General features: G+C 51.3%; 6 protein-coding genes and 1 tRNA gene. 6 read left to right on the top strand and 1 reads right to left on the bottom strand.

The window, feature by feature from the left end; all coding sequences use genetic code 11:
* The 3 genes from WAO31_RS01395 to WAO31_RS01385 form a co-directional block, all read left to right on the top strand.
* The coding region (locus WAO31_RS01395; RefSeq protein ID WP_509589310.1) for a hypothetical protein at nucleotides 1–875 on the top strand (875 nt) is incomplete at its 5' end.
* A 70-nt stretch (nucleotides 876–945) separates the two neighbouring features.
* A complete protein-coding gene (gmd, locus tag WAO31_RS01390; RefSeq protein WP_509589308.1) occupies nucleotides 946–1,962 on the top strand; it encodes a GDP-mannose 4,6-dehydratase in 1,017 nt (338 codons plus the stop codon).
* A 10-nt stretch (nucleotides 1,963–1,972) separates the two neighbouring features.
* Complete coding sequence (locus tag WAO31_RS01385) at nucleotides 1,973–2,911, top strand: GDP-L-fucose synthase family protein (RefSeq protein WP_509589305.1); 939 nt, start codon at nucleotides 1,973–1,975, stop codon at nucleotides 2,909–2,911.
* Here the strand turns inward: WAO31_RS01385 and WAO31_RS01380 are convergent.
* On the bottom strand, nucleotides 2,889–3,674 hold the full coding sequence (locus WAO31_RS01380) for a glycosyltransferase family protein (protein ID WP_509589303.1): 786 nt from the start codon (nucleotides 3,672–3,674) through the stop codon (nucleotides 2,889–2,891). The genes WAO31_RS01385 and WAO31_RS01380 overlap by 23 nt on opposite strands.
* Before the next feature lie 60 nt (nucleotides 3,675–3,734).
* Between WAO31_RS01380 and tadA the strand changes: the two genes are divergently transcribed.
* The 3 genes from tadA to WAO31_RS01365 form a co-directional block, all read left to right on the top strand.
* Nucleotides 3,735–4,163 (top strand): tRNA adenosine(34) deaminase TadA, encoded by a 429-nt coding sequence (gene tadA / locus WAO31_RS01375; RefSeq protein ID WP_509589300.1) that lies wholly within the window; start codon nucleotides 3,735–3,737, stop codon nucleotides 4,161–4,163.
* A gap of 15 nt (nucleotides 4,164–4,178) precedes the next feature.
* Nucleotides 4,179–4,268: transfer RNA gene (locus WAO31_RS01370), tRNA-Ser, on the top strand.
* A gap of 42 nt (nucleotides 4,269–4,310) precedes the next feature.
* A partial coding sequence (locus WAO31_RS01365) for a PCRF domain-containing protein (RefSeq protein WP_509589298.1) occupies nucleotides 4,311–4,854 on the top strand: 544 nt, incomplete at its 3' end.

Here is a 4,854-nt window from a genome sequence, read left to right as displayed (position 1 = left end):
CGGTTGCTACGTCCTACTCCGTTTCGATCAGTTACTGGCCAAGCACGACTGCTTGGGTAGTGGTAAGTGGAACGGTTGATAACACTGGTTCGGCCATTGTCGTTACCGGTGCTGGACTGCATTTCAGCAATTCTGCTGGTGTCACCTACTCAGGTGGAATCACGGTGCGTGCTGGAAGTGACCTGGCTTACTCCTTCGGAGTTTCCGGCCAACTAGCTGGTACCTACACCATCACGATGACCAATGGTTCGGCAACAACGACCTCATTGATCATCGTCGACCCTGCAACCAGCTCAGATGGTGCTGCTATCAACTTCAACATTTCTGAAGTTGTTGCGGGAACCACCAAGCTACTTGTAGGAACTGTCGTTGACATGAACGGAAACCCAGTAGACACCTCCGTCGGAAACGCGACAATCGCTGTTTCCTACAATGGTGATGCAGGTATCCCTGTCGGAACTATCCCAACAGAGACCGATGCAGATGGACAGTTCAAGATCTCACTCTTGACTACAGAGAAGGACAAGGGCACATTCACTGTGACCGCTGTCTACCTCAAGTCCGGTGCATCTACTGCTACCGCAGACAAGATCACTAAGGTTCACGCAGTGACAATCGGCGCAGCTGCAGCCACAACCCCATCGGCCGACCAGAAGGTAAATGCTGGTTCGTTCAAGGGCTATGTAGCTCTCTACGCCAAGGGTTACGCTGGCCAGAGAATGTCTGCCAAGATCGGAAACGATTGGGTAGTTGTTGAGTCTCTAGCCTCGAACTTCGAGAGAGTAGTTGACTTCACTGGCGCTGGTTACACCATCGCTGTGCGCATCTACATCGATCGAGTTCTTGTAGACACCATTACTGTTACCACTAAGTAACCAGTTCTAACCAGACCGGGTGGGCGAAAGCCCACCCGGTCTCATTTAATCCCTGTAATCTGGTAGCGAAATGAATAAACCAACTGCTCTAATAACGGGAATAACCGGGCAAGACGGTTCTTACCTAGCAGAACTCCTTATCGAAAAGGGCTATGAGGTGCACGGCCTCATAAGACGATCTTCCAGCTTTAATACCTCTCGTATCGATCACCTTTATCAGGACAGGCACGTCGAAAGCCCCTCGTTAGTTCTGCATTATGGGGACCTAACTGATGGGAGCCGATTAGTTTCTCTAGTTGGCGAACTAAAACCTGATGAAATCTATAATCTAGGGGCCCAGTCGCATGTCCGGGTTAGTTTTGACGAGCCAGAATTCACCGGAGATGTTACTGGTTTGGGTGTCACGCGTTTGCTAGAGGCCGTTCGCCTGGCGTCGCCCAACTCGCGCTACTACCAGGCATCTTCGTCTGAGATGTTCGGAGCGTCAGCCCCACCCCAGAATGAAGCCACTCCGTTCTACCCGCGATCTCCATATGGTGCTGCAAAGGTTTACTCGTATTGGATGACACGCAACTATCGAGAGGCTTACGGGATGTTTGCTGTCAATGGCATTCTGTTCAACCACGAATCCCCGAGGCGGGGAGAGACCTTTGTAACAAGAAAGATTACCCGCGCTGCCGCGAGGATTAGGGCCGGGGCGCAGAAGAAGCTATTTTTGGGCAATTTAGACGCAGTTCGTGACTGGGGTTATGCGCCTGAGTACGTAGAGGGGATGTGGCGAATGCTCCAAAACGATAAACCCTCGGATTATGTGCTTGCGACAGGGCAGGCAGCGACAATTAGAGATTTCCTAGACCACAGCTTTGGCCATCTTGGGCTTGACTGGAAAGAACATGTTGAGTTTGACGAGCGCTACTTGAGGCCCACCGAAGTGGATTCACTAATTGGAGACGCAACGCATGCTCACGAGCAGCTGGGCTGGCAGGCTAAGACCATGACTCCCGAGCTAGCTCGAATCATGGTTGACGCTGATGTTGAACTGCTGAAGCATGAGGGTTCTCATTGGATAGACAAGCCAACTTTTTGAGTTGCCTGAAGTGAAGCTCGACAGAGAGGCCAGCTTTTACGTAGCTGGACATCGCGGAATGGTTGGCTCCGCAATTTTGAGAAGGCTCAAGGCTGCCGGCTTTGAAAATCTAGTGACTAGAACCTCCGGGGAACTCGACCTAACCGACCGGCAGAAGGTTGGGGGCTTTTTTCAAGAGGTTCGCCCCCGCTATGTTGTTCTTGCGGCAGCCAGGGTTGGGGGAATACTAGCGAACGACACTTATTCCGCTGATTTTCTCTCCGAGAACCTGCAGATCCAAGTAAACGTCATGGATGCGGCCCTTGCGGTGGGTGTTGAGAGACTCGCCTTTATGGGCTCCAGTTGCATTTACCCTAAGTTTGCGGATCAGCCAATAAATGAGACTGCTCTCATGACAGGTCACCTCGAGCCAACCAATGAAGCTTACGCAGTTGCGAAGATTGCCGGCCTAAAGCATGTACAGGCAATTAGGAAGCAGCACGGTTTGAATTGGATGAGCATTATGCCAAGTAATCTTTACGGTCCCGGTGATAACTACACCGAGGGGGCATCTCACGTCCTTCCCGCACTAATTCGCAGGTACAGCGAGGCCGCAGAGGCTAATGAATCTTTAGTCGTGAATTGGGGAACCGGCACACCTCTGCGCGAGCTGATGTACGTTGATGACCTGGCTGATGCAACTCTTTTTCTAATGGAAAACTACGACGACGACTCCCATGTCAATGTCGGCACCGGACAAGACCTAAGCATCCGCCAAATTGCTGAACTCGTGGCAAAAGCAGTTGGGTATGAGGGTGAAACGCAATGGGATCAAACTAAACCGGACGGAACCCCGCGAAAAGTTCTAGACATTTCCAGAATCGAGTCAATGGGCTGGGCTCCAAAGGTAGCTCTTGAAGACGGAATTAGGCTCGCGGTCGCTGACTTCAAGAAGAGGTTTGGCGTTTAGTTTTCGCGCTTACAAGTTTCCCTGCTACCCACGTTGCGCCAATTGTAATTGGCTCCCAAAGAGGCCAAAATACAGCTGCAACCCCTTTGTAGTGACGCCGCCTAACCTTTGAGGCTTCTACGGCTGATGTTAGACGCCGCCTTACTGAGAGCGAAGTGGGATGCCATCGAAACTGAGCAAGGGTTTTCGGAGCGAAAATTACTGGCCCCTGCTTCTTGAGTTTCAAGAATAAGTCGAAATCAAAAGCGAGGTTGAATTCATCTACTATGCCGCCGGTTGCGAGGAATGAGCTACTACGCATTAGCGATCCGGGTTGAGGAATTAGCTGCGGCCCAAAGCTCAACAACTTAGCAGCCCATGGCCCGCTATGGTTCGTGAAAATTGTTTTACCTTTTTCATCGATGTAGTCACACCCACCGAAAACCATGCTGGCCTTTGGACTCGCAGACAAGAGTTGAGAGGTGGTTCCTAATGAGCCATTTGTTAGTAGGTCATCGTCACCTAACCAAGCCAGGTAGTCAGATTCCATAGCAGCAATCTTGAGAAAGCTGTCAAGCTTTGTCCCCAAACCTCCTGATTTTGGCTCTATCAGGACGACCGCCTCAGGCGCTATCTTTTGGATTCTTTCAACAACGTGCTCAGGACAGCCGACAAATATTTTCAACTGAAAGTCGCCCTCTTGAGATAAAACGGAGCGGTATGCCATGGGAAGATACTCAGGGCGGTTGAGAATTGTTGGAATTACAACAGCTATTTTCTTCACTACAGGAGGGTATCTCAATCTATGAGTGGTCGGCGATCGACTATTGATTATTTTCGGGCGATGGGACTAGCAATCGAAGCAGCCGGTCACTCAGGCCTAGAGGTTCCAGTTGCAGCCGTGCTTTACTCCCGTGGTGGTGAAGTGGTGTCGGTGGGTACCAACAATCGAGAGAGCGCGCATGACCCCACCGGGCATGCGGAGATTGTGGCGTTGCGTGAGGGCGCCCTCGCTCTCAAGAATTGGAGGCTAGAGGGTTGCACCCTCGTGGTTACCCTGGAGCCTTGCATTATGTGCGCTGGAGCCATACTGGCCTCGAGAATTGAGACATTGGTATTCGGTGCCTATGACCCCAGTGAGGGAGCCGGTGGCTCTATGTACGATGTTCTTCGTGATCGCAGGCTCAACCACTCAGTTGAGGTAGTTTCAGGTGTGCTTGAGGAGAAATGCTCCCAACTTCTCATTGATTTTTTTGGCTCCAAACGAAGCTGAGCTAGGCTTGTTGTCGGTGACGTGTCCGAGCGGCCGAAGGTGCAACTCTCGAAAAGTTGTGTGGATGAAAGTCCACCGTGGGTTCAAATCCCACCGTCACCGCCATTTCTTGCCGATCGAAGAAAAGAAAAGTTAGGCTACCGTCCTTTGAGTCAAATGGACCCAAGTGAACGGCTGAGTGACTTAGATAGGAGATTCAGGCAGGTTTCCACTGTTTTGAAACCGAGAGACCTGTCGGAGAAGGTCGAGAAACTTGAGCAACAGGCCTCTGACTCAGACCTATGGGATGACCAAGAAAACGCCCAGAGAGTGACCTCAGAACTTTCACATACAAGGGACCTTCTCCATCGGCTTGTTGAAATTGAGAGTTTTCTCGAAGACACGTCAGTTCTCCTGGGCCTTGCTGCCCAAGAGGATGATTCGGCTGCAGCGGCTGAAGCGAACGCCGACATTGCCAAGCTCGAGGCGCTGCTGGGATCCCTCGAGACAGAGACACTTCTAAGCGGTGAATATGACTCCAGGTCTGCAATTATGACGATTCGAAGTGGAGCCGGGGGTGACGACGCTACAGACTTTTCCGAAATGTTGATGCGAATGTACTTGCGTTACGCCGAGATTTCTGGCATCAAGTCGACGGTTTTGGAAACTTCCTATGCCGAAGGGGCAGGCATCAAGTCGGCGTCTATCAAGT

This window comes from Rhodoluna sp. (assembly GCF_049276775.1).
GTDB lineage: Bacteria > Actinomycetota > Actinomycetes > Actinomycetales > Microbacteriaceae > Rhodoluna.
Note: the sequence above shows the minus strand (reverse complement) of the source record. Positions and strands in the feature narration are given on the sequence as shown.

What these genes read in the sequence shown, in the direction of transcription:
- tadA (WP_509589300.1), top strand. Translation starts at nt 3,735, where the DNA reads ATGGGACTAGCAATCGAAGCAGCCGGTCACTCAGGCCTAGAGGTTCCA.
- gmd (WP_509589308.1), top strand. Translation starts at nt 946, where the DNA reads ATGAATAAACCAACTGCTCTAATAACGGGAATAACCGGGCAAGACGGT.